Source organism: Pedobacter caeni (assembly GCF_900129215.1).
Classification (GTDB): Bacteria; Bacteroidota; Bacteroidia; order Sphingobacteriales; family Sphingobacteriaceae; genus Pedobacter; species Pedobacter caeni.
The window spans coordinates 221861-242421 of sequence record NZ_FQUQ01000006.1; the positions used below are offsets into that span (position 1 = coordinate 221861).

17 protein-coding genes are annotated in these 20561 nt (G+C 43.0%); 3 read left to right on the forward strand and 14 right to left on the reverse strand.

Annotated features, from left to right (window positions below):
• Positions 1-26 precede the first annotated feature (26 nt).
• A complete protein-coding gene (locus tag BUC20_RS28065) occupies positions 27-944 on the reverse strand; it encodes a bestrophin family protein (RefSeq protein WP_073236280.1) in 918 nt (305 codons plus the stop codon).
• A gap of 47 nt (positions 945-991) precedes the next feature.
• The gene (locus BUC20_RS28070) at positions 992-2461 is read right to left on the reverse strand and encodes a rhomboid family intramembrane serine protease (protein ID WP_073236282.1); all 1470 of its coding nucleotides are present in this window, start codon (positions 2459-2461) and stop codon (positions 992-994) included.
• 105 nt (positions 2462-2566) lie between these two features.
• Between BUC20_RS28070 and BUC20_RS28075 the strand changes: the two genes are divergently transcribed.
• On the forward strand, positions 2567-3751 hold the full coding sequence (locus BUC20_RS28075) for a hypothetical protein (RefSeq protein WP_073236285.1): 1185 nt from the start codon (positions 2567-2569) through the stop codon (positions 3749-3751).
• A 3-nt stretch (positions 3752-3754) separates the two neighbouring features.
• Here the strand turns inward: BUC20_RS28075 and BUC20_RS28080 are convergent, their stop codons facing one another.
• The 4 genes from BUC20_RS28080 to BUC20_RS28095 form a co-directional block, all read right to left on the reverse strand.
• The gene (locus tag BUC20_RS28080; protein WP_073236287.1) at positions 3755-4393 is read right to left on the reverse strand and encodes a ribosomal protein L7/L12; all 639 of its coding nucleotides are present in this window, start codon (positions 4391-4393) and stop codon (positions 3755-3757) included.
• Positions 4394-4475: 82 nt separating this feature from the next.
• On the reverse strand, positions 4476-5438 hold the full coding sequence (locus tag BUC20_RS28085) for an energy transducer TonB (RefSeq protein ID WP_073236289.1): 963 nt from the start codon (positions 5436-5438) through the stop codon (positions 4476-4478).
• Between the two features lie 53 nt (positions 5439-5491).
• Positions 5492-6154: an ATP-binding cassette domain-containing protein gene (locus tag BUC20_RS28090; protein ID WP_073236292.1), complete on the reverse strand. Its 663-nt coding sequence runs from the start codon at positions 6152-6154 to the stop codon at positions 5492-5494.
• Positions 6151-6459 (reverse strand): hypothetical protein, encoded by a 309-nt coding sequence (locus BUC20_RS28095; RefSeq protein WP_073236294.1) that lies wholly within the window; start codon positions 6457-6459, stop codon positions 6151-6153. The genes BUC20_RS28090 and BUC20_RS28095 overlap by 4 nt, the downstream gene beginning before the upstream one ends.
• Before the next feature lie 75 nt (positions 6460-6534).
• Between BUC20_RS28095 and BUC20_RS28100 the strand changes: the two genes are divergently transcribed.
• A complete protein-coding gene (locus BUC20_RS28100; protein ID WP_073236297.1) occupies positions 6535-7497 on the forward strand; it encodes a hypothetical protein in 963 nt (320 codons plus the stop codon).
• Positions 7498-7623: 126 nt separating this feature from the next.
• On the forward strand, positions 7624-7914 hold the full coding sequence (locus tag BUC20_RS28105; RefSeq protein WP_073236300.1) for a barstar family protein: 291 nt from the start codon (positions 7624-7626) through the stop codon (positions 7912-7914).
• Here BUC20_RS28105 and BUC20_RS28110 read toward each other — a convergent pair.
• The 8 genes from BUC20_RS28110 to BUC20_RS28145 all read right to left on the reverse strand — a co-directional run bounded on the left by BUC20_RS28110 (position 7904) and on the right by BUC20_RS28145 (position 20551).
• Positions 7904-9109 carry an MFS transporter gene (locus BUC20_RS28110; RefSeq protein ID WP_073236302.1) on the reverse strand — a complete coding sequence of 402 codons (1206 nt, stop codon included), beginning with the start codon at positions 9107-9109 and terminating at the stop codon, positions 7904-7906. The two genes, BUC20_RS28105 and BUC20_RS28110, sit on opposite strands and share 11 nt — an antisense overlap.
• A gap of 74 nt (positions 9110-9183) precedes the next feature.
• Positions 9184-9768: a TetR/AcrR family transcriptional regulator gene (locus BUC20_RS28115; RefSeq protein WP_073236305.1), complete on the reverse strand. Its 585-nt coding sequence runs from the start codon at positions 9766-9768 to the stop codon at positions 9184-9186.
• Between the two features lie 94 nt (positions 9769-9862).
• Positions 9863-11458 carry an amidohydrolase family protein gene (locus BUC20_RS28120; protein WP_073236695.1) on the reverse strand — a complete coding sequence of 532 codons (1596 nt, stop codon included), beginning with the start codon at positions 11456-11458 and terminating at the stop codon, positions 9863-9865.
• Positions 11459-11489: 31 nt separating this feature from the next.
• Positions 11490-12908, reverse strand: coding sequence for an APC family permease (locus BUC20_RS28125; protein ID WP_073236306.1), 1419 nt, complete (start codon positions 12906-12908; stop codon positions 11490-11492).
• 22 nt (positions 12909-12930) lie between these two features.
• Positions 12931-15837 carry a tetratricopeptide repeat protein gene (locus BUC20_RS28130; RefSeq protein WP_073236309.1) on the reverse strand — a complete coding sequence of 969 codons (2907 nt, stop codon included), beginning with the start codon at positions 15835-15837 and terminating at the stop codon, positions 12931-12933.
• A 6-nt stretch (positions 15838-15843) separates the two neighbouring features.
• A complete protein-coding gene (locus BUC20_RS28135) occupies positions 15844-17478 on the reverse strand; it encodes a S10 family peptidase (RefSeq protein WP_200801064.1) in 1635 nt (544 codons plus the stop codon).
• A gap of 2 nt (positions 17479-17480) precedes the next feature.
• The gene (locus tag BUC20_RS28140; RefSeq protein ID WP_200801066.1) at positions 17481-19010 is read right to left on the reverse strand and encodes a S10 family peptidase; all 1530 of its coding nucleotides are present in this window, start codon (positions 19008-19010) and stop codon (positions 17481-17483) included.
• Positions 19011-19036: 26 nt separating this feature from the next.
• Positions 19037-20551, reverse strand: a complete 1515-nt coding sequence (locus BUC20_RS28145; RefSeq protein ID WP_073236311.1) for a SusD/RagB family nutrient-binding outer membrane lipoprotein — start codon at positions 20549-20551, stop codon at positions 19037-19039.
• Positions 20552-20561 lie beyond the last annotated feature (10 nt).

Genomic DNA, 20561 nt, shown 5'->3' on the forward strand with positions numbered 1-20561 from the left:
GCCTGATTCAAAAAACCATAAAGTATTTAATCAAGGATCCCCAGCTTATTTTTTCCATAATCAGGAATCGGCTTCCCTCCCATTTCCAGCAGGGTGGTTTCGATCATTTCGCTCATGGCATTTAAAGCAAGGTCATTGGGTTCGAGTCCAAAAGGTTCTTCGATTTCATCAGCAATAGCTTCCAGTGCGACGAAAGTATAGGCGATAAAAATAACAATGAAAGGAGTTAGCCAGCTCAGGCTGTCTACAAAACCAAAAGGCAGCAGGAAACAATAGATATACACAGTGCGGTGTAGCAGGATATGATAGGTATATGGGATTGGTGTTGAAGCGATCCTTTCACATCCGCCCACAATATCAGATAGCTTGTTCAGGTTCTCATCAAATGCGGTTTGAAGAATGGTATCTATTTTTCCATTTTCTTTAGCCTGCTGAACCCAAATCCCCATTTCCTTCATGAGCATAATGGGCTTATAAATTGCCGTGCTCAGTTTCTCCGCAAGAACCGGATCCAGCCTCTTCCTGAGGTCCTCCGCTGCATCTGTCCCCCTTAACTGGTGTTTTAAGGCATAAGTAAAAGCAATGAGGTATTTAAGAAAAGTATCCACCTCTTTACCGTCACGGTGATAACCACTAAAGGTAATGGCCTGCCTTGCCAATGAGCGGGTATCGTTCAATAAAGCACCCCATAACTTACGTGCTTCCCAAAACCGGTCGTAACTGGCACTGTTTCTGAAGCCCAGAAACAAAGCTAAGGCAATTCCAAAGAGGGTAAACGGTGCAGGACTTAAGGGGATTTTAAAATTAAAAAGCGTCCCTTTAAGTACAACAATCCCCACTGAAATCAAAAACAACAAAGATAAGCGCGGAAGAAGTTGTGGTAAGACAGAGCCCCTCCATATAAAAAGCATGCTAAACCAGTGTTCATTTTTCTTTTGGATCATGAACAAAAATAAACATTGTGATCAGGAAATGGAATCTGTGGTCTGCTTTATTTCTCTCCAAGGATATCATCGAGGATCTTTTGTATTTCCGCATTGTAACCAGCCATTTCATCCTTATAGGCCTCAGTATTTTCATTTACAGATTTATAGGCCAGGTCATAGCTTTTTATACGGAGCTGAACGTATTTTTTAAACATCAGGATTCGCTCATGGAATGCCTGAGGGAGCTCAAGTTCATCCAGTTCCTGAATGATCTTTAAACTTTTATTCCAGTTTACCGTCCCCTCTTCTTTATAACCCTTTAGCAGCTGTTCTTTTGAGGCCTCTTTTGGCAATTTATAAACCGCTAAAGCTTTGGCTTCCAATGCTGAAAATACAGCCATTTTCTGATCATAAAGACTATAATTATTTGGGATTTTTTTATACGCCACAAATGAAGTACTCAACACAAGCACAGTGATCAAGGCAACGGTTCCATATTTCAGATAAAGATGGGTTTTGTTTTTCAGGCTTGGAAGGAAAGCATAACCTATGATTAAACCGCCAATCAATCCACCAATATGGGCTGCATTGTCTATTCCCCCCTTCATTCCGTTGACGAGGTTAAAAGCGACGAAAACCCCGATACTTACCAATAGTGCTTTACGCTCGGTTTTCTCAATCAGGTTCGTCGTTAACATCGCCAGAAAAACCCCATACATCCCAAAAATTGCGCCCGATGCCCCTGCACTGATCGTAAGGTCATTCCACCATACACTCGCAACACTAGCCGTAATTCCTGCCAGCAGGTAAGCCGCAATGAAGCGTAATTTACCTAAATGGGGCTCCAGAAGAAGACCTATATATACCAGTGCATACATATTCATCAGCAGGTGTAAAATTCCGATGTGTAAAAAGCAATTCGTTAACAGTCTCCAGGGCTGTCCTCCTAAAGTCAGCGGTGTAAAATTAGCACCCCAATCGATTAAACTATCTGATGTAGGATCAAAAATATTGACTCCTGAAAGGGCCATAATGATAAAAATCAGGATGTTCAGGTACATTAATACCGGAGTCACTACATATCCCTTTACGGGCCTGAAGACATATAAGAATTCCTTTACATGATCTGCAGTTGTTGCAGGAGGCAAGGTTAAAAGGTCATCTTCCGGAGCGACAAAACCAGATTTTAAAGCTTCATATTTTGAGGAAAGTTCCTCAGGACTAAAGATTTCCAGCTCATCATAAGCAGTTAAAAACTGCCGGACTGTCTTTTTATTTCTACCCAGGTCTGCGATTTCCGATCCGACAGAGGCACTTTCAATAGTTGCATGTTCTTCACCAATGATAATCCGTACTTCGGCATTCCATGAAAAAGCATTTTTAGCAGTATAGGCGATTACCCCTGATTCACTCAGCTGGCCGGTCTTCCAGCCTAATTTGTGGAGTACTTCAACCGTACAGACCAGAAAGGAATGTCTGTCGCCGGGAACTAGTGAAACCTCTTCTATGTGTTTTGGGTTGAATCCTATGGCCATGTTTTTATTCTTCAGATATTGATGTGTTCAAAGATTCATTTTTTATTCCCGAAATCCAACCCACCTAAAAAGATAACATTATCTTCGTACAAATATAAATATCTTATGATTAAAAGATTTTTACTTTCAAATACTTTTCTTTTTTTAGCCCTTCTTGTTTATGGCCAGACCGATCCGGTACGGGAATCAACTTATCATTTTACCATCAAAGAAAGGGAACTGACTGGTCCGGGAGCCGATACGCTGAAGGCCTATATTTCCAAATCACAGTTCTTCCTGCTTGGAGAAGAACATGATATGACTGAACTTCAAATGCTGACTGCTGATCTCATGCCTTTTCTGAAAAGCAGCGGTTATCGCCATTTTGCATTGGAAATAGGTTCGCTGGCCGCAGAAAGGCTCAGTTCCATCTACCGCAAAAAAGAAAGCCTGATGAAATTCAACTCCAGATATTATAAGCACTTTAACTCCGGCCCCTTTGGTTTTTTCGATGGAAAAGAAGAGGAAGTATTTTTAAATGCCGCATTGGATAACAATTTCAAACTATGGGGTATCGATTATGAAAGTCATGGAGCCCCATTGTATATTCTGGATGAATTGTATGCTGGTAGTCAGGCTAAACCAATCCTAAAAAACACTTACCAAAAGGCCGCTCAATATATTATAGACGAATATGCAAAGGACTTAATCACGATAAAATATCCAATATATTCAAAAATGCTTCATTCTGCTGAGCTTGCTGCTTTTTTCCAGGCGGTACCAGCAAACAGATCCAACCAGAAACTGATGGAGGAATTGATCCTTTCCTGGAAAATCCGGGACGAGGAACGCAACAACAAATGGTATGCAAGAGTAGAAAACATGAAAAAGAGCTTTATCAGACAGTATAAAGATGAAGCTAAAAAAAAGGAATTGCCTAAAGTATTCATAAAACTGGGAGCTGTACATACTGCAAGAGGAACCAGTTCAAGCGGCTTTCCCGAAGTAGGCAATACCATTTATGAACTGGCCAATTATTCCAATACACAGGCATTCTCCATCATTTCTTTTGCGAGATACAGAAAAGATGAACAGGGAAATATCAGTGATTTACTGGAACCTGAGGATGAAGCCTTGCTTAAATATACCAACAAAGACTCCTGGAGCCTCATCAATTTGAAACAGCTGAATGAGGCAAGATTAGAGGGGAAGATTAACCTTTCTAAAGAAGTTATTGGCTATATCCAAAAATACGACATGATGCTCATTCCTCCGGCAACGACAAGAATGCAACCTAACTTTATCAGATAAGTACTATTTTCTCTTATTAGAAAGCCTGTTGACCATTCCATTTAACAAGTGTTTTCTCAACAGGTGTTTTGCCACATCCGAGCGGTCCAGCTGTCTGGCAAAAAATGGAGAAACGACATAATAGAAACGTACAAAGGCTCTTCCCAAAACTGAGGTCATCAATTCCTGATCTCTGAATGTTCTTAATACCAATACTTCCGGAGCGGAATAATCCCCATAACAGGCTGTAGCTATAAAACAACCTGATCTGGGTTTTAACTCTTTTTCCTGTTGTTTAACGATGTCCTCCAACTGTGTTTCCCTGCTCTTGATCCCTGGATTGGGGGTTAAGGGCTTCGCTTTTTCAATAAGTGACTCGATATAAACCAGGCTATCTTTCAAACCAGCTCCGGTCCTGTCTTTATATAGTTTCACCGCTTCAATCTTTTTCCCCTGTTGGACTAAAGAGCGCAGTTCGACCTCCATATCAGGTGTAGGAACACCAGAAGACCGGAACTGTGCCGGACTGAAGCTATCCACAAAATCTTTAGCTTCCTTTAATCCGCAATTCGTGGTGTTTTTGACCAGCTTCACCGCTTCAATTTTTTTCCCCTTTGATAAAAGGAAATGAATTTTATGTTCCAGTTCTTTAGAAATCTCCATAGCAGATCTGATGAGGTGAATAATTTTATTAAATATTGTTAATTTACAATTTCATAGAATCAGCCTGCTCATTTCACAAAGATTACCTTCTCAGGCTAAAAGAAACGGGCACATTATAAAACACATCTACCGGAATACCCCGTTGCACACCAGGTGTCCAATCCGGGCTGAGTTTTGTGACCCGAATGGCTTCCATTGCAAGTTCTGGATCAACAAAATTCATCACCCTGATGTCTTTTAAGGAACCGTCTCTCTTCACTACAAAACGGAGGTACACCACCCCCTGAATGCCCTTTTTCATTGCTCCCTGAGGATACCTTATTTTTTTCTTCAGGTGATTATAAAAATCAGTCATTCCGCCTTTAAATTCAGGAAGGATTTCTTTCTTTGTGTAGGCATAAATCTGCCCATTGGCATCTGTACTTTCTCCCGAAATCAGTTTTCCGTTTTCATAGCTCTCTTTGAATTTAAGTCCGTTTCTCTGATTTTCTCCTGTCCAGACCCCATCGTAAACACCAGCTTTAACCATTCCCCGTTCAAGAACTTCATTAAAGTCAGGGTTGTAGAAAACCCCTTCTCCATTTCCATTCTGGACCAGTACTTTCCCTGTAGAATCCATAACGGTATGAACATACATCTGACGGACAACATTTGGCTCTTCGCTGAATGGCCAGACCATCCTGGTGTAAAGCCGACCATTCGGATAATAGGTATCCACTGTGTCTTTAAGCTGTCCATTGGCATAATTTCCCTGAATATGTTTATTCCCATTTTTATAATAGGAAACATAAGCTCCTTCATATTTCGGAGGATCTATTTTTTTAGAAAGTCCGGAACTCTTATCAGTTCCATCGAGATAATATTCAAATACTTTATACAACAGACTTCCCTGATCAGGCTCCTGTACAATCCGTATATAATCTGCACTGTCGCGCAGCTTCACATAAGTTCCGTTATCTTTAAGAAAATACTGATTTTGTCGTTGTGCGAATGTCCCAAGCCCGATACAAAGGAAAGAGATAAGAAGAGCGCCGGTTTTATTCATGTTATATAATCAAAGCCCTAAGGTATTTAAATTTTACTGAAAATTAATTTGAATTAATGAGCTGAATGAATGTACCCAAACTGCTCAAGATCCTCAATTTGCGTGACCAGCCGGACGTTTTCTTCTGCTAACAGATAAAGCTCATCAGCAGCATCCAGCACATGAGGATACATATGGTCCGTGATCAGAATCCCTTTGTTGCCCTTTTCTTCCTCCATACACTCCTTAATCAGGTCTGTCATCAAGGGACTCAAATGAGAAAATGGTTCATCCAACATTACAAATTTCGATTTTGATTTAAGGATGATATACAGTTCCACCAAACGCCTTTGTCCGCCGGAGAGGTTCAGGACCCTGCTTTTATACTTTAATCTGAATTCCGGAAAATACTGTTCAAAAAGAGGATATTCCAAACCGAAATCGTCAAATGCCCTTTTTAGGGTTAGGCTTCCCGGAATAAAATTATACTGAGGAAGGTACGACAACAGCCCCTGAACGGCATAAGCTTTCGGAACAGCTACCCCATCAAAACGAACAGACTTGCTATTTGGGACCAGGCTTCCAAAGATGAGGTTCATCAGGCTTGTTTTTCCAATCCCGTTTCTACCCAACAATCCGGTTACTTTTCCGGTTTCACATTTCAGATAAACATCAGATAAAATTCTTCTGGAGCCATATTCAAGAAGAACACTGTCTACTTCAAGTTTGTGAATCATGACAGTTTCAGGGATAAGATCAACAAAAGACCAAAAATCAACAGTTCAAAAGTCAAAGAAGCTGTCCAGAGAAAAATTTTAGAAATACCCAGGTTTTGATAATATAAGAATTCTTTATACTTATACTTGCTGATGTAATAAGCAATGATTCCCAATGTAAAAACCTTAAACCAAATCAGAACAGTTAAAGCAGCCATTCCCAGGTAAAGAAAAAGCCCGGCGCAAGCCAGAGAAATGACAAGGGTAGCTGGAAAAAAACCGGAATAAAAAGTAAGTAAAAGGCGTATTTGTTTTCTGGTATTCATAAATTAGAAATAGAATCGCTTATGCCCTCTATACTCAAATATAAAAGATCCCAATGGAATTATTTCTTTAGAAAAATGAAACAACTATATTTTTTACTGTTCCTTACACTCTCCCTTTCAGCCTGCAAGAGCACCTATCGTCCAAGGTATTATGAAATGGTTCTTTTCAAGGAAAAATCCATGGATCTGGAGATAAAGATGGATGATCAGCCGGTCCATGAAGCTTTAAGAAATGACACCTTAACGTATGTGACCATATCCACTGCTACTGCTGACAGTATTCTTATTTATAATTACGGAAATAAAAACATCTTAAAATCCACTGATCCACAAATTTCATTACTAACCTGGGGCCAAAAAGCACGGAATTCCCATAAAAAACTATATTTCTATCAAAACAACAAAATCACAGATAGTTTATCGGTTTCCTTTCATCCGCAAAATGAAGTCAGAATAAACAAGGACAGCTATTACTTAAATGCGGCTTACTATAAATACCTGGTTGAGACCGTTTCAGGCCAGAACAACATCTTTAATCTGGCGGATCTGTTAAAAGACAAGTTAGGTGATTATCCCATTGAACTGGAGATGCTCTACAAGATGAGGTATGGCAGAGTAGAAAATCCAGCCCCTATGATACTCAGAGCAGAAATTAGGATCGGGAATAAACATCATGATGATGTTGCCGGAAGTGTTTTTAAAGTAGATTATACTTATGATGCTGATCACAAGGTCAGAAAGGTCAGTAAGATAAATAAGAACGATTTGGAAGCTACTCCTGAATTTGAAAAAACGTGGATTAAAAAACAAGGTAATTTTGATGTGTATACCATCAACAGATATTCAGATAACTTTCAAAATACCGATACCGTTTACCGGGATGAGCTCGGTCAGAAGGATTCAACAAAAACAGAGTGGTTACAGTTGGCCATCAATAAAACGAGCACGAGTGTCTGTTATCCGGTTTTCAGGAAAATCCAGCTGCTGCCGGATTTTGTGATCAAAGCAACAGAAATGAAAAACTATTTACATTTTTAAATCACACTGCTATAGGATTATCTTCAGTCACATTGACTTCAAATCTAAAACCATTTCCCCTGTCGGATTGTTAAGCCCTATTGTGTTTCCGACAGGAACAATTGAATTCGGTCTTAATAGTATCAAATGGATAAGAAAACAATCATTATCAACGGGGAGAACTTTTCAGAATTAGAAACATTTTACGTAGAAACAGACAAAGTACTCAGCAAAAATCTCGACTGGCAAACCGGCCATAACCTGGACGCTTTTAGCGACCTTCTCGAAGGAGGCTTTGGCGTTCATGAATATAAAGAGCCCATAAAGCTCATCTGGAAGGATTTTTCAAAGAGTAAACTTGATTTAGGAAAAAAACTATCCGATAAACTGGTAAGGATTATTGAAGAACATGAACATATAGAATTTTCTAAGGCCTGAGCTTGCTGCTATACCTCAGTGTTAAAGCCCAGAAAAAGATGGCCAATGCACTAAAAGCAGCTCCTATTATACAGACTCCGGTCCATCCTGCTATTGCAAAGAGTTTAGTTGCAGTGATAGAACCTATTCCACTCCCAATAGAATAAAAAATCATATACCCTGCAACAATTCTGCTCTTTGCTTCTGGTTGGAGGGTATAAATGATGCTTTGATTGGTAACATGAACAGCCTGGACAGCAAGGTCGAGTATAATGATGCCTAAAATGAGCAACCATAGCGAAGATCCGACAAAAGCAATGGCCAGCCAGGAAAGTAACAACAGCGACAATGCGACTCCTGTGGTCCATTGCGCCAGTCCTCTGTCTGCAAGTTGACCCGCTTTTGTGGCCCCCAGTGTACCCAATACTCCTACCAGTCCAAACAAGCCTACTTCTGTGGAAGAAAGGAAAAATGGTGCGGCGCTCAGTGGGAATACCAGGGCTGTCCAGAGTGTACTGAAAGCGGCGAAAAGAAACATGGCAATCAGCGAGCGGACCAGTAACATCCTTTCGGTGATAAACAACCTGAACATGGAAAGCAGCAATTTAGGGTAAGAAGTAAATGTTCTGTTCTGATCCTCAGCAGGCAATACCTTAAACAAGGTCCCTGCTAAGATTAAGGTAAGAACAGCAGATAGAAAATAAACGGAGCGCCAGCCGGCAAGGTCGGCCATCGTCCCCGAGATGGTACGTGCAAGCAATATCCCGATCACAATGCCACTGGTCACCAGTCCTACTACGCGGCCACGTTCGGAAGGGCCAGCCAGGTTAGCAGAATAAGCAACCAGTACCTGAGTCACCACTGCGAGCAAACCCAGTAACATCATTCCGGTAAAGAAAACAAGCTGATGCTGTGCAAAGCCGATCAGCATCAGGGCAACTACAGACAGTAACATTTGTCCGGAGATGAGCTTTCTGCGGTTCAGCACATCACCAAGGGGTACAATCAGTAGCAAACCAATGCCATAGCCGATCTGGGTAATGGTCACGATCATTCCTGCTGAACCTTTTGGAATTCCGAATTCCTCAGTCATCAACTGAAGCATAGGCTGGGCATAGTATACGTTGGCGACCGACAATCCGGCAGCAACAGCAAAGAGCAATACCATTAGAGGAGGTAAAAAACCTGTAGATTTATTTTCTTTTTCAGTGGTCATTTTTCGTTGATTTATGGGAGAATATCAAGTCAGCCTACTTATGTACCAATCAGTACACAATAGAACAAAAAAAACTATTGCAGGACTTTTAGCTGCATTTCAATTAGTGTGCTTAAAGAATTAGGCTGAGGAGCTATTCTTCTGGAGATTCCAAGACCATTCCAGATCGTAATCAGATGGGCGGCCAACAAAGCAGGTGCTTCTTTTGTGCTAAGCATCCCATCCTGTTGTGCTTCCGAGATCACTTCATAAAAAATCTTTTCCAACTGTAAGAGGTGTCGTGCTGCCAGGTCAGTGAAAGGTAGGTCCGTACTGGAGAACTCTGCTATGGTCTGACCAAAGAAACAGCCCTTTTGGTTGCGTTCTTTTGGGGCAAGACCTATACTTCTGAAAAGGTCTTTCAGGGTTTCAACTTTATTCTGACTTGTTGCTAATGTATGATTCAGCAAATGGAGCTCTTTCCTGCTTACCCCTTCAATTACTTTTTCAAAAAGCTCAGACTTTCCGCCCTTAAAGGCCAGATAAAAGCTCCCCTTTCCTATTCCCATTGCGGCCAGTAATTCTTCTGTTGAGGCGGCTTCAAACCCCTTACGCCAGAACAGCTCTGCCGCTTTGGCAATGACTACTTCTTCTTCAAATATTTTGGGTCTTCCGGACATGCTTAAAATTATATCTGGACAAATATAGCATTTCTTTACCAATCAGTACAAAACTATTTTATCACTATAATTGCACACATAAGGCAAACACCGCTCAATGAACGTGAACGCCTGGCTGACTAAAAATATAGCCGGTCTTTGCTTTCTCTTTTTTAACCATTTCCTTTACTTCTTCCAGCAGTTTTTTTGAATCATATACAATGCCATCTTTGATGGTGTACTTCACACCTCCTACCCTGACCACTTCATTTTTAGCATTCAATTTAATCGCTCCTGTTCCGTAAAGGACCTGAAAGTTTTTCAAAGGATTTTCTTCCACGATGACAAAATCAGCGAGTTTTCCCACTTCTACACTGCCCAGCTCTTTCTCCAGGCCCAATGCCTGTGCTCCATTCATCGTTGCCGCTTTGATCACTTCAAGGGGATGAAAGCCGGCCTCCCGCAATAATTCCATTTCCCTGACATAAGCAAAGCCAAACAATTCATAGATAAATCCGGCATCTGTACCTACGGTCACCCTTCCGCCTTTATTTTTATACTCATTGATAAAAGACATCCAGAGCCTGTAATTTTCCTTCCAGTCGTTCTCCTGCTCTGTACCCCAGGAATGCCAGTAGGAACCATGGGAATTGCGGCTGGGGCTGTAAAATTCCCAAAGTTTGGGCATCGTATAATCGGCATGCCATTCTACAGTCCTTGCCCGCATCAGATCTCTGTTTGCCTCATAAATGTTGAAAGTAGGATCCAAGGTAAAATCCAATGCGACCAGTTCATTGATCACCTGTTTCCAGCGGTCGGTATAAGGAGCTGCCGCTTGTTTCCATAAGGTTCCGGCCTCTCCAAAACGGTCCTGCTCATTCTGATAATTATAATCAGGAGAATAGTGTTGCACCGTCCGGTCTGTAAACATAGATTCCGGCAGGCCATACCAATGCTCTAAAGAAGTCATCCCTGCCCTTGCACTATTCAGTGCATTCCATCGGCCAACATCAGTCTGTGCATGATGTGCCATAGACCTCAAACCCAGTTTTTTATTCTCGTCAATAGCTGCAGACATGACCTCTGGCGAAGCTCCGAAAAACTTAATCCCATCGGCACCCTTTTTAGCATTTTCACGCACCCAGACCCTCGCCTCCGCAGCGGTAGAAATCGGCGTTTTACTTCCCTGTCCGAATACCGTATAAGCTTTGATCCTCGGCGCAGTGATCTCATTTTTCAGGCTTTTGGCCTTTTCATCCAACACCCAATCCAGGCCATTCATACAACCAGGTTCCCGGACCGTAGTTACCCCATGCGCCATCCATAACTTAAACACATAGTCTGCATCAGAACCCTTTTCGGCACCGCCGATATGAGCATGCATGTCTATAAATCCAGGCATCAGATACATCCCCTCCGCTTGTAATTCTTTACCTCCCGCCTTTAACTTTGGCCTTCGGGCAGGGTCTATAGGCAATCCCGGTGCACCTACAGGTCGGATGGATGCAATTCTGTTCCCTTCCACCACGATATCTACCGGCCCCATTGCAGGAGCTCCGGTACTGTTGATCAGGGTTACTCCCCGAATGATCAGCTGGGTCCATGGACCATCTCCTTCCTTTCTGGGAGCCGCTTTCTGTGGCTGTCCAAAACCATTAAACTGAGCGCATACAAACGCGGCTACCAATAGCCATTTTAAGTTTCTTTTCATCAGTATAGATTTGATTTTCATCTGTTATACCTTAAGATTTACGACCATGTCCGGATAAGTAATAGATAGGAATGCCAATCAGTACCAATACCAGTCCCCATCCGCAGGTACTTGTTTTGTAATACAAAAGACCTCCACTCAGTACTGCGGCACAGATGATGTATAAAGCCGGGATCAGGGGATAACCGAAAGCTTTATAAGGGCGTTCGGCATCGGGGTATTTACGCCTTAGGATGAAGATCCCTCCGATGGTCAGGATATAAAAGATCAGGACCACAAAGATCACGTAATCCAGCAGGTCGCCATACCTACCCGTCAAACATAAGACAGAAGCCCAGATGCACTGTGCCCATAAGCCCCAGCCTGGCACTTCAAATTTATTCAGTTTCGCGGCTTGTTTAAAAAATAAACCATCCTGAGCCATGGTATAATAGACTCTTGCCCCCGAAAGGATCAGTCCATTATTACAGCCAAAAGTAGAAATCATGATCATCACCGCGATCACCAATGTTCCCGCTGTTCCGAAAATATATTGTGATGCGGCAACAGCCACACGATCAGCCGGAGCACCTGCAATTTCCTGCATAGACAATACAGCGGTATACATGATGTTTGTAGAAACATAGATGACCGTTACGATCAATGTACCCAGAAAAAGACTTAAACCGATATTCTTACGGGGATTTTTGATTTCCCCGGCAATGAAAGTTACATTGTTCCAGGCATCGCTGGAGAACAAAGAACCCACCATCGCAGAAACTACCGCTGCAAATAGGGTGGCTCCGCCGATGTTAACCGCAGTTTGCGTTTCAGGGTTCCAGTTAAATGGCGTAAATACATTTTCCCAGTTCGCATTCCACACTTCAGATCTGAAGGCAAACAGTAAGCCCATGATGATCAATCCAAAGAGCGACAGGATCTTGATCACTGTCAACAGCGTTTGAATGATTTTGCCATTTTTCACTCCCCTGCTATTGATCCAGGTGAGCAGGATAATCGTTACAATCGCTACCAACTGGGCAGCATTGATTTTAAAGCTCCCAAAATCATACAAAATATGCTGATCACCAAGGGGTTCATACAGGTAAGCGGCAAATTTGGCAAAGGCCACACCAACAGCGGCAATTGTTCCGGTCTGGATCACCATGAAAAAGGACCAGCCATATAAAAAGGCCACCAGTTTATTGTAAGACTCTCTCAGATAAATGTATTGTCCACCTGCTTTTGGATACATTGCAGAAAGCTCCCCATAGCTTAACGCTGCCATCAGGGTGATCACACCGGTCAGGATCCAGATGATGATGAGCCAGCCTGCGCTTCCTACGTTTCTGGTAATATCGGCACTAACAATGAAGATTCCGGATCCGATCATAGAGCCGACCACCAACATCGTGGCATCCAGCAGACCGAGTTCCCGCTTCATTTCATGATTTTCAGTTTGGTTTTCCATATTTGCGCTGGTTAGGCCTGGTTTAGTTTTGGTTTTCAAATGCCGGCCCTGGTTTCATCTTCAGGCCGGAAAGGGTTGACTTTAAAGTATTCGCTTTTGCTTGCTGACCTGCCGCAGCATAAGCAGGGATCAATTCAGCATAAGCAGTAAACAAATACGGATTGAATCCGATAGCTTGCTCATAACTGCTCAGCGCTTCGGCTTTATTTCCAGTGGCAGCCATTAGTTTGCCTTTGGTATAAAAATAATCGGCCTGATAAAAGGGCTCTCCTTTACCCGAGAGTCCTTTAAAGATCGTTTCGGCTTCCTGTGGATGTCCCGTAACAGCAAGCAGCGTCACATACCTTAACTTATCTCCATCTCTTACCGGGGTCTTTCCGGTTAAGAAAGGCTGAAGGTATTCTTCCGTCCCCGCCTTATTGCCCTGGGCTGCATAAAATGCAGCAATCCGGAGGCTATAATCTGACCTCGCATTTCCCGAAGCAGCGAGGATCCGCTGTGCTTCTTTAAGCGTCTGAATGGCTGCGTCATATTGTTTATTTACGGCCAGTGCATCCGCATACAGGTTTCTGTATTCAAAATTCTGAGGCTTTTGTTCTACCAGCTCCTTCAAGACCGCAACCGGCTCTTTATAACCTAAGCCCGATTGAAGTGTTGCAGCATAGGCCACAGCGTCATCCCTGCGGTCTCTGAGGTAAGTAGATACCGTTGCTCCGCTTTTTCCATATTCAAGCGCAGTTTCAATCGATTCCGGAATCATCCCGTTTCGCTTATACATCTCTCTCAACTGCATATTGACCCTTGCCAGTTCCTGATTGTCATCTTCGAGCTGGAAAGATTTCTTAAGGTATTCGGCCTGCTGCTGAACGGCTGTTTTCTGGTCCAGTTCATTCGCTGCAAACTTTGCAGCAGACAAACCTGCATAGGCAGAATAAGTAGGTGCATATTTCGGATCAATATCTTCTGCTTTTTTGATCCAGTCCTCTGCCCCTTTAAAATCTTTTTGTTCTATTCTGAGCTGGGCATAATCCAGATAGGCAGGCAGGTATTTCTGATCATACACCAATGCAGTATCAATGTATGCAGCTGCCAGTGCAGGATTTCTTTGTTTCACTTTAGTGCTCAGGTTCAGGTAAACCTCAGACCAGTTGCTGGCCATTACTTTTTTATCTCCGGCCAGGTAAGCCCTTTCCTTTTTGACCAGCTGATCCAGAAACTGATACATGTCCGGATCTTTAGATTTGAGGTCAGAGGTGGTATTCATAGATTTAAAATCCAACGGATGCACTTTTACCGGCTCAAAATACGCAGGATAGGTCTGTGCAAAATATTCACTCTCATTGTTTTGAGAGTAATAATCCAGTGTCCGCTTTTCCTTCATTGCCTGATAATACAAGAACCTGATTTTCCGGTTTTCTGCATCGGTGAGCACACGACCATGGAAAAGGTGTACATATTCGTGGAGGATTACATTTCTTTCCAGAAAAGCCCCCCGTTCCACATATTCTATCGCCGCAGCTCCACTGCCTACTCCCCTGATGTCCATCCACTGACGGTTATCAAAAGTAGTCATGTACCGGAAAGAAGGTGAGTTCATGGTAATCGCCAGGTCATTGTGCAAGGGTGGAATCCTGAAGGCATTGTCTTGTTTAGAGAGAAAAGGGAAATAAACCACAGCGGTAAACAACTGGTTCCAGGCCATCGCCTTTACGGTCTCCCCCGGATAATAATTTACATCAGGAAATACCTTTTGAAAATTCGCCATATCCGTAATTTTGGTGGTATTCAGGTTATTGGAGATAGAATCATAAACTGCCAGATACGGAATTCTCTTCGATTTGATCACTGCTGACAGCCCATTATGAGCCGGCCCGTAATGTTTCTTTCTGGCCAGAACTTCTCTGAAGATTTGCTCTGCAGAGTCCAGTCTGGCTTTACGATCCATATCAAAAGCGATGTAATAGATCGAAGCCCTGTGCATCAGCGGAAGTACTGATCCCGGGTATTGTTTCCCTACAGCTCTTGTCGTTTCAATGGCTTCCTTCACCTTATTCTGACGCACCTGCTCATCCGCTTTCTCCAATGTCTTTCTCACTACATCATCATCTTTTTCGGCATAATCCGCATAAGTCAGATTGGTATGTCCGTTGCCCCAATGCCAATGGGTTTGAAAATGCAGCGGATTGATGGCCAGTGCAAGTTCCCATTGGGCAGCCATTGCGTTCAATTGTCTGGCATCCACCCTTCTCCAAATCGCATAACCATAGCTAAAGCGGGCATCCGCATTATAAGGATCAATTTCCAGGGATTTCTTTAAGGGAGCTACAGCAAGGTCGGGTTGCTGATCCCAGAAATAAACATCCGCCTCCAAAAGGTAAGCACCCGCACTTTTAGGATGATCCTGCATTACCTTTTTAGCGATATTCATCGCTTCTTTATAATTCTTTTGCAACAACCTCGTTCTCCCCAGCATCAACCATAATTTCTCCGAAGGTTGGTTTTTTAACGCTTGTTCACATAGGATTGCTGCCTGTGGTAACCGCCAGGCCTGGATTTCAAGAAATGCTTTTAAAAGAATTGCCTTTTCATTTTTAGGTTGGGTTTTCCTCAGTTCGTTCACCAGCACTTCTGCTTTTTTCAACTCATTGGTGAGAATGAGATAATCCGCCATCAATAACTGATAATCTGCTGCAGGTTTTTGATGTGCCTTGATTGCCTGACTGGCTTCTTTCCACATCCCCAGTGCCAGCATCCGTTCAATCCCTTCAACAGGCTTTCCGGAAGTAGAGAATTCCTTTAACACTTTAGCCTTCAGGACCGTTAAATCCTTTAAGGCCTGCCGGGCACTATCCGGACTATTTGTTTGTGCAGCAAGACTACTTACACTCAGACAAAAGAGACAGGACAAATAAAAATTGATTCTTTTCATAACATACTAATTTAAGGGAGCGGCATTAATTTCTTTCATCACTTCATCATATAACCGGTCTGCATCTTTCTTTACCTGTACCAATGATGGTTTATGTACATATAACATGTGCCCCGCTTCATAAAAGGTAAAATTTACATTTTTCTTTTGTTCCGGACGCAATCCCATTGTACTAAAAGTGTATTCGGCGGCAAAATAAGGGGTAGCAAGATCATAATACCCACATAGCACCCAAACTTTTAAGTAAGGGTTTACAGCCATGGCTTTCCTCAATGATTCCGCAACATTCAGGTAACGGTTTTGTACATTGTTATAGTTCCATGGCTGCACCCTTCCTCCGAGAATTTCATAAGGCAGGTCATTTTTAAACTTCAGTTCTGCCCTCACATAGTGATTCATGGCCGCACTGTAGGGGCCTGATATCGTACCATCATTGCTGGGATCAAACTCCGGACTAACACCCACATCATTATAATCACGACCTGTAAAACGGCTGTCCAACCGCCCAACTGTAAGTCCATCCGTTCTGCGTAGTTCTTTATCGAATTTATGGATGTCTATCCTCAGATTGGTCTGACGGATGTATTCTTTTGAAAGCCCGGTATAGCGACTTAATTTATTCACAATGCCCGTATATTCTGCTTCGCTCAGCTCGCTCCCTTTCATCAATGCCGTATGGTATTCGCCAAGGGCAAATGCCTCCACTTCTTTCAGGGTACTTTTCAGGTCCCGCTGCAAATCCGCATCTAATTTTTTATGGTACCAGGCCGTTGCCGTATACGTTGGCAGGAAAAGCGGAAAAGGAAGGTCATTGCCAATATCAAAACGTGCCGTCTGCATGTTCAGGATGGAGCTGATCAGCACTACTCCGTTCAGGTAAAACTTATACTTGCTTTGCAGGTATTCCGACAATCCTGCCGCACGGGTGGTTCCATAACTCTCTCCGGCAAGAAACTTTGGCGACTGCCACCTGTCGTATTTTGTGGCATATAAACGGATCGCCTCTCCCATACTTTGAATGTCTTCTTCATAACCATGGAATTGTTTATCACTTTCTCCCGTAACTGCCCTGCTATAGCCGGTAGTGACCGGGTCCAGGAAAACCATATCCGTTTTGTCCAGCCAGGAATATTCATTGTCTACATAACGGTAAGGCGGTGGAAGTACATCTCCTTTATCAGACATTAATACTCTTTTAGGGCCAATTATCCCCATATGTAACCATACCGAAGAAGAACCCGGCCCTCCGTTAAAAGTATAAGTCATTGGCCTCTTTGTCCGGTCAGCAACCCCATCTTTCGTATAAGCCACAAAGAAAATATTGGCTTTGGGTTTTCCATCTTCTGTAACCAGTTGCAGATACCCTGTAGTAGCCGTATAACTGATCAGCTGTCCTTTAATGCTGATGCTGTGTTTAGTGGATACAGGGGCCGGAATATTCGGGGAATTTGAAATGATATATCCTGTAGGATCCAGCGGCAAAGCGACCACCGCAGCCTTGCTTTCTGTGGCTGGATTTACCGGAGGGGGCGCAACGTTTTCAGCTCCTCTCCCTCCCCTTGGTTGTGCCTGACATAATAATGCCGTTCCGGTCATGATTCCGGTTAAAATAGCGCATCGAATAAGTGATCTCCTCTTCATAACTATTTAATTTCTTGTAAGGTATTTTTATAAAAAGAATCCGCATCTACTTTCATCTGTTTTAAAGAAGGCATATGGATATACAGCATATGACCGGCTTCGTAATAGGTGAAATTGATGTTTTTTGCCTGTTCCGGTCTTAAGCCCATATGGTTAATCACATATTTAGAAGCAAAATAAGGTGTCGCAAAATCGTAATAACCACCCAGTACCCATACTTTCATAGATGGATTTACCGACATCGCCTGTCTCATGTACTCCGCCACATTCAGGTACTTGTTCTGCACATTGCTGTAATTCCAGCGCCCAACACCACCACCAAGAATATAATAGGTCAGGTTGTTCGTATAATTGAGCTCTTTACCAAAATAGCTGAGTACACCTGCAGTGTAGGGACCCGAAATGGTACCGGTATTGCTGGGATCATATTCTGTGGAAGAACCTGTGTCATCGTAATCAATCCCGGTAAATCGGGAATCCAGACGGCCTACTGTTCGTCCCTCCTTACGCAGCAGTTCCTTATTGTACTGAGGAAGATTGATCCGCAAATTGGTCTGTCTGATAAAACTTTCCGACAGGCCGGTGTACCGGCTCAGCTGCTGAACTACTTTGGTATACTCGGCTTCCGGCAGCTTGTCGCCCTTCATTAACGCGGTACTGTAGGCATTGAGCGCAAAAGATTCCGCTTCGGCAGTCAGGGTTTTCAGGTCTTTTGCCTGCATTTCCGGGCTCAGCTGCTTGTAATACCAGGAGGTTGCGGCATAACTTGGAAGGTATAGCGGATAAGGAAGGTCATTCCCTATCGCAAAATTGATGGTCTGAAAATTTAATACCGCAGAGATCAGCACAATTCCGTTGACGTACATCTTGAAAGCACTTTGCAGATAACTGGATAATCCTGCAGCCCTGGTGGTTCCATAGCTTTCACCAGCAAGGAATTTAGGAGAACCCCAGCGTTTGTTCTGGGTAGTATACAGTTTAATGAACTCTCCTACCGACTGGATGTCTTCATTGTAGCCTTGAAATTCACTTTTATCCACACCAGGAGCTGCCCGGCTGAATCCCGTTCCTACAGGATCGATAAATACCAGGTCGCTTTGGTCCAGCCAGGAAAATTCATTGTTGGTATAGGAATAAGGGGGAGTCAGCGCCTCGCCTTTATCAGACATCACGATTCTTTTAGGCCCGATTACCCCCATGTGTAACCAGACAGAAGCAGAGCCTGGCCCACCATTAAAAGTGTAGGTCACCGGCCTTTTGGTCAGGTCACCTCCATCATCTTTTGTATACGCCACATAGAAAATATTGGCCCTCAGTTTTCCATCTTCAGTCTTTAACGGCATGTATCCGGTAGTAGCGGTATAACTGATCACTTTTCCGTTGATGGTTACCGAACCCTTCGTTTTCACGGTTTCCGCATCTCCCGTTTTTGTCTTCAGATCCTGGGATTCCGCAGTGGCGGATGCGGGTTTGGTTTGGGCAATGGACAACTGAATGCCCATTGCCACTATAAATAAGAATACTCTTTTCATGTTGATGTACCTGGATTAAAACTTAATTACGGACGGGTATCCCAGAATACACGTTGCAGCATATCAGCTCTTGCCGGTGTATTCGGATTACTGCTTCTTTCAGAAAGCGGATAGATCAGTACCCTTGGGATCTTATCGTATACAGCTACCGAAATCGGCAATGGGGTAATCGCAGGATAACCTGTTCTTCTCCAATCGTTCCAGGGTTCCATCAATACCCCGAAGTTGGCGATGTACTTTTCATTGATGATTTGTTCCAGTTTTTGTGCATTGGTTCCGTTTAGGGTACCATTGGCAGCAACATATGCATCAATTGCACCTGCAGCTACCCCGGATTCTGCCATAGAAGAACGGATTCCTGCTTCGAAAAAGGTTTGTGCATTTCCGGGAGCACTCAGGTTTAATGCGGCTTCCGCTCTGATAAAATTATACTCCGAAAAGGTAAGCAACCTTGCCGGGGAATTACCAGACCAGGTGATGGAAGCATCAGTAATCGTTCCATCAGAATTGACCACAACGGTATTTATTTTGGCATCTCCTTTCAGAAAGGTATTCAACCTTGAATAAGCTACGGAAGAGTTATCCAGCACACTTGCCCCTTTGTAATTCCCGCTATTGTAAGGAAAAGAAACAAAGTAAGATGGCCTGCGGGGATCAGATTTGACGTTCATCATATCTACAATTGTCCGGTTTGGGAAGAAGGAGTTTCTGAACTGTCCGCCTTCGATACTGGTCGTTGGATTTTGTCTCCCTGATTCTGAAAGAAATTTCATCTGAAAATTGTCGGCATTCGAGGTCATGAACTGCGCTCCGCTATTGATTAATGTAGTCAGCTGGGCTGAGGCAAATCCAGGATCTTTCTGACTGTAATGTAAATAAATCCGCAGTTTTAAGGTATTGGCAAACCTGATCCAATTGTTCTTTACCTCTGCCCAGACCCCCGGATAAATAGTGGTATTCCGATCCGGTTCAAATACAGAAGAGGGTGCATTAATATCCGCAATTCCGGCATCAATGACTTTAATCAGGTCCTTATAGATGGCTTCATCATCATCGTATTTAGGATAAAAATTATCCTGAAACATCGTAGCTTCACTATAGGGTACATCTCCCCAGCCATCTACCGTAACCTGATATACATAGGCTTTAAGTATTTTGGCAACCCCTGCATAATGCGGGCTTCCTTCCTTTTCTGCTTTGGGGATGAGTTTGGCAATATCTGCCAGGAGCGTCGCAAAAATAGAGCTCCATTGATTGTTGACATCTGAATTGTTGATGTTATAGCGTTCGTATTCTTTAAAAGTTTGCGAAGTATTGGTCGTTTGACCGGAAAATTGCTGCATCATTAATCCGCTGTAACGGAAGAGGTCACTGGTACCCAGGTATCCTACATTCACGGTGATGGAAGGCAACAGTTGTGCTACCGGAACATCGGCTGCATTGTTAGGATCTACATTGACATCATAGAATTTTTTACAGGAATGGAACAAGCTTCCAAAAAGCAACAGGCTTGTGCATATCAGGGTTTTATTCGGTTTCATAACGCTTATT

Coding starts and splice junctions, on each gene's coding strand:
- BUC20_RS28065 (WP_073236280.1), bottom strand. CDS start 944: ATGATCCAAAAGAAAAATGAACACTGGTTTAGCATGCTTTTTATATGG.
- BUC20_RS28070 (WP_073236282.1), bottom strand. CDS start 2,461: ATGGCCATAGGATTCAACCCAAAACACATAGAAGAGGTTTCACTAGTT.
- BUC20_RS28075 (WP_073236285.1), top strand. CDS start 2,567: ATGATTAAAAGATTTTTACTTTCAAATACTTTTCTTTTTTTAGCCCTT.
- BUC20_RS28080 (WP_073236287.1), bottom strand. CDS start 4,393: ATGGAGATTTCTAAAGAACTGGAACATAAAATTCATTTCCTTTTATCA.
- BUC20_RS28085 (WP_073236289.1), bottom strand. CDS start 5,438: ATGAATAAAACCGGCGCTCTTCTTATCTCTTTCCTTTGTATCGGGCTT.
- BUC20_RS28090 (WP_073236292.1), bottom strand. CDS start 6,154: ATGATTCACAAACTTGAAGTAGACAGTGTTCTTCTTGAATATGGCTCC.
- BUC20_RS28095 (WP_073236294.1), bottom strand. CDS start 6,459: ATGAATACCAGAAAACAAATACGCCTTTTACTTACTTTTTATTCCGGT.
- BUC20_RS28100 (WP_073236297.1), top strand. CDS start 6,535: ATGAAACAACTATATTTTTTACTGTTCCTTACACTCTCCCTTTCAGCC.
- BUC20_RS28105 (WP_073236300.1), top strand. CDS start 7,624: ATGGATAAGAAAACAATCATTATCAACGGGGAGAACTTTTCAGAATTA.
- BUC20_RS28110 (WP_073236302.1), bottom strand. CDS start 9,109: ATGACCACTGAAAAAGAAAATAAATCTACAGGTTTTTTACCTCCTCTA.
- BUC20_RS28115 (WP_073236305.1), bottom strand. CDS start 9,768: ATGTCCGGAAGACCCAAAATATTTGAAGAAGAAGTAGTCATTGCCAAA.
- BUC20_RS28120 (WP_073236695.1), bottom strand. CDS start 11,458: ATGAAAAGAAACTTAAAATGGCTATTGGTAGCCGCGTTTGTATGCGCT.
- BUC20_RS28125 (WP_073236306.1), bottom strand. CDS start 12,908: ATGGAAAACCAAACTGAAAATCATGAAATGAAGCGGGAACTCGGTCTG.
- BUC20_RS28130 (WP_073236309.1), bottom strand. CDS start 15,837: ATGAAAAGAATCAATTTTTATTTGTCCTGTCTCTTTTGTCTGAGTGTA.
- BUC20_RS28135 (WP_200801064.1), bottom strand. CDS start 17,478: ATGAAGAGGAGATCACTTATTCGATGCGCTATTTTAACCGGAATCATG.
- BUC20_RS28140 (WP_200801066.1), bottom strand. CDS start 19,010: ATGAAAAGAGTATTCTTATTTATAGTGGCAATGGGCATTCAGTTGTCC.
- BUC20_RS28145 (WP_073236311.1), bottom strand. CDS start 20,551: ATGAAACCGAATAAAACCCTGATATGCACAAGCCTGTTGCTTTTTGGA.